This window comes from Ramlibacter sp., from assembly GCF_028292805.1.
Taxonomy (GTDB): Bacteria; Pseudomonadota; Gammaproteobacteria; order Burkholderiales; family Burkholderiaceae_C; genus Ramlibacter.
The window spans coordinates 1-3046 of sequence record NZ_JAQGLS010000139.1; the positions used below are offsets into that span (position 1 = coordinate 1).

The 3046-nt window shown below is 72.8% G+C and carries 4 protein-coding genes; all 4 read right to left on the reverse strand.

The features are described 5' to 3' along the window. Positions 1-363 (reverse strand): response regulator (locus JWP65_RS08170; protein WP_299762573.1); only part of this gene is annotated, 363 nt, incomplete at its 3' end. Beyond that, a complete protein-coding gene (locus JWP65_RS08175) occupies positions 363-2075 on the reverse strand; it encodes an ATP-binding protein (protein ID WP_299762576.1) in 1713 nt (570 codons plus the stop codon). The genes JWP65_RS08175 and JWP65_RS08170, both read right to left, overlap by 1 nt. Next, the gene (locus tag JWP65_RS08180) at positions 2075-2317 is read right to left on the reverse strand and encodes a PP0621 family protein (RefSeq protein ID WP_299762579.1); all 243 of its coding nucleotides are present in this window, start codon (positions 2315-2317) and stop codon (positions 2075-2077) included. The genes JWP65_RS08175 and JWP65_RS08180 overlap by 1 nt, the downstream gene beginning before the upstream one ends. Beyond that, positions 2314-3046 (reverse strand): inner membrane protein YpjD (locus JWP65_RS08185; RefSeq protein WP_299762582.1); only part of this gene is annotated, 733 nt, incomplete at its 5' end. The genes JWP65_RS08180 and JWP65_RS08185, both read right to left, overlap by 4 nt.

Consider the following 3046-nt stretch of genomic DNA (forward strand, 5'->3'; position numbering starts at 1 on the left):
CACGACGGCGCGGAACTGCTTCAAGTCGACCGGCTTGGTCAGGTAGTCGAAGGCGCCGGCCTTGAGCGCTTCCACCGCGTTTTCGGCGGAGCCGTAGGCCGTCATCACGATGCAGCGCTCGGCGCGCTGCTGCGACGCCATGCGGTGCAGCAGCTCCAGCCCGCGCCCGTCGGGCAGCCGCATGTCGGTGATCACGGCGTCGTACTGGCGCTGGTCCAGCAGCAGCGAGGCTTCGCCCAGCGTGCCGGCGGCCTCGACGCGGTAGCCCTCGCGCAGCAGCGTCAGCTCGTAGAGCGTGCGCAGGTCGGGTTCGTCGTCGACGACCAGGACCTGGGCGGACGGAGTCGGTTGCTGCTGGGCCATCAGGCGCCTATTGTGTCAAACGGGTGCGACCCGGGCAGCACCGCCGCTCGGGTGCGAAAGCTGACCGTGAATTCGTTCCCTTCGCGGCCGCTGCCGTCCGGCGCCAGGGCGCGGGCGTAGCCGATCGCGGCGCCGTGCCGGTCGCACAGCTCCCTGCATATATAGAGGCCCAGGCCGCTGGAGCGGCTCTCCGACGAGAAGAACGGCTCGAACAGGTGGCGCTGCACGCCTGGGTCGAGCGGCTGGCTGTCGCTCCAGACGCGCAGGCGGGCCTGCTCGCCGGTGCCCTCCGTGGCATCGGTGGCCACCACGATCGCGCCGGGCCGGCGGCTGGCGTAGCGCAGCGCGTTGTCCAGCAGGTTGACGAGCACCCGCCGCAGGTGCTCGCCGTCGAAGGCGGTCCAGGCGCCGGCCGAGCCCAGCCCCAGCTGCAGCCGGGCGCCGCATTGCGTGTGGCGCTGCCACTCGCCCACCAGCATCCGCGCCGTCTGGTCCAGCTCCAGCCAGTCGGACGGCGGCTGCTGCAGCCGCGCGAGATTGAGGATGTCCTCGACGATCTGCGACAGGCGCAGCGCGTTCTTGCGCACCAGCGTGGTCAGCTGCTGGTGGGCCGGGTCGTCCAGCTCCTCGGCCAGCAAGCCGTTGGCCTGCGCGATGGCGGCCAGCGGGTTGCGGATCTCGTGCGCCACCGCCGCCGACATGCGGCCCATGGCCGCCAGCTTCTCGGTGCGCAGCCGGGCCTCGGCCTCGCGCAGGTCTTGCAGGAACATCACGCACAGCGCGTCGGCCTGCGCGTCCGGCGGCGGCGTCAGGCGCGTGCGCACCCGCACGTGCAGACGCTCGCCCGGGGCCAGGTCGAGCGCGAGCTCCGCGTTCTGCGATGCATGTTCGGTGAAGGTGCGCTGCGCCAGCGCCGCCAGCGGCTTCCAGCCGGGCCGCGAGACCAGGGCCAGCGACGCCGGCGCTTCCTTGGCCTGCCAGCCGAGCAGCGAGCGGGCCGCCGGGTTGGCGGCGTGGATGCGCCAGTCGGACGCCACCACCAGCACGCCCTCGGTCAGCGTCTCGATCACCACTTCGTTGACCTGGGCCTGGGTGCGCGCGGCCGAGCGGCTGCGGCGCGCCGCCATCTCCTCGCGCGCCAGCCGCGCCGCCATCTGGTTGCCGAACAGGGCCACCACGAAGTAGCCGCCGCCGGTCAGGCCGGCCTGCACCAGGCGCGGCGCGTAGTCGGGCGCTTCCAGCACCAGCACCCAGGCGTCGATCAGCAGCAGCAGCGTCACCGCCGCCGCCGTGCCCAGCGCCAGCAGCGTGGAGCCGAGCACCGCCGCCGTCAGCACCGGCAGCGCATACAGGGGCGAGAAGTTCAGCCCCGCGGGTTGCAGCAAATGCAGGGTCGAGAAGGCCAGCAGGTCGATGCCGATGGTGGAGACCCACTGCGGATCGAAGGTGCGGCCCGGCAGCGTCGGCCGGCTGAACACCCGCACCGCCAGCACGGCCGCCAGGTAGCTTCCGCACAGCGTCAGCTGCCACATGTCGATCGGCGTCAGGCCCGACAGCATCAGGCCGCCCAGCAGCACCAGCATCACGATGGCGATGCCCACGCGCGCCGCCATGAAGCCCAGCCAGAGCCGGTGAAAGGCCGACTGCTCGGGCCCGGCCGGCCGCAGGCTGCTGCCGTCCCAGCTGGAGATCTCGGAGACGGCGAAGGCCATCAGCCGCCGGCCAGCAGCCGGTGCTCCTGGCTGCAGTACGCCAGCCCCTTGGCATCGGTGACCGCTTCCGACTGCGGCAGGTGCAGCCCGCAGACCGCGCAGCTGACCATGTCCTGGGGCCCGGCGACGGGCGGCTGCCGGGGCGGCGCCGCCGCGTCGCGGGCGGCGCGTTCGGCCAGCCGGGCGTTGCGCCACAGCATGTAGGCCAGCACCAGCACGGCGATCAGGACGAGGTATTTCATGCGGCCCGCCGCAGCACGACTTCCATCACGAAGCGCGAGCCGACGTAGGCCAGCAGCAGCAGCAGCGAGCCGACGTAGATCACGCGCACCGCCTTGCGACCGCGCCAGCCGAAGCGCGCCCGCCCGAGCAGCAAGGTGGCGAAAGCCACCCAGGACAGCACCGAGAACACGCTCTTGTGGTCCCAGCGCCAGCCGCGGCCGTACAGCACCTCGGAAAAGAAGATGCCCGCCAGCAAGGTGGCCGTCAGCAGCACGAAGCCGGCGCCGGCGAAGCGGAAGGTCAGGCGCTCCAGCGTCAGCAGCGGCAGCCCCGGCTGCGGCTCGCTGGCCTGCCGCATGGTGCGTTCGGCCCGCGTCATCAGCCAGGCGTGGACCACCGCGGCGGCGAACAGCCCGTAGGAGGCGATGCCCAGCGCCCAGTGCAGCGGCAGCAGCGGCGTGGCGGTCACGTGCAGCGGCGTGCCGGGAAAGACCAGCGCCAGCAGGACGGCCGCCGCGCCCAGCGCCGACAGCGCCCAGCGGGCCTGCATTTGCGGGAACACTTGCCGCTCCACCGCGTAGACCGTCAGCACCAGCCAGGCGGTGACCGACAGCGCCGGCGCGAAGCCAAAGCGCGGGGCATCGCCCAGCAGGCTCCAGGCCAGCACCGCCGCGTGCAGCACCCAGGCCGCCAGCAGCGCGATGCGAGCGCCGCGCTCGCCCAGCCGGCTGGCGGCCGCGGCCGGCACG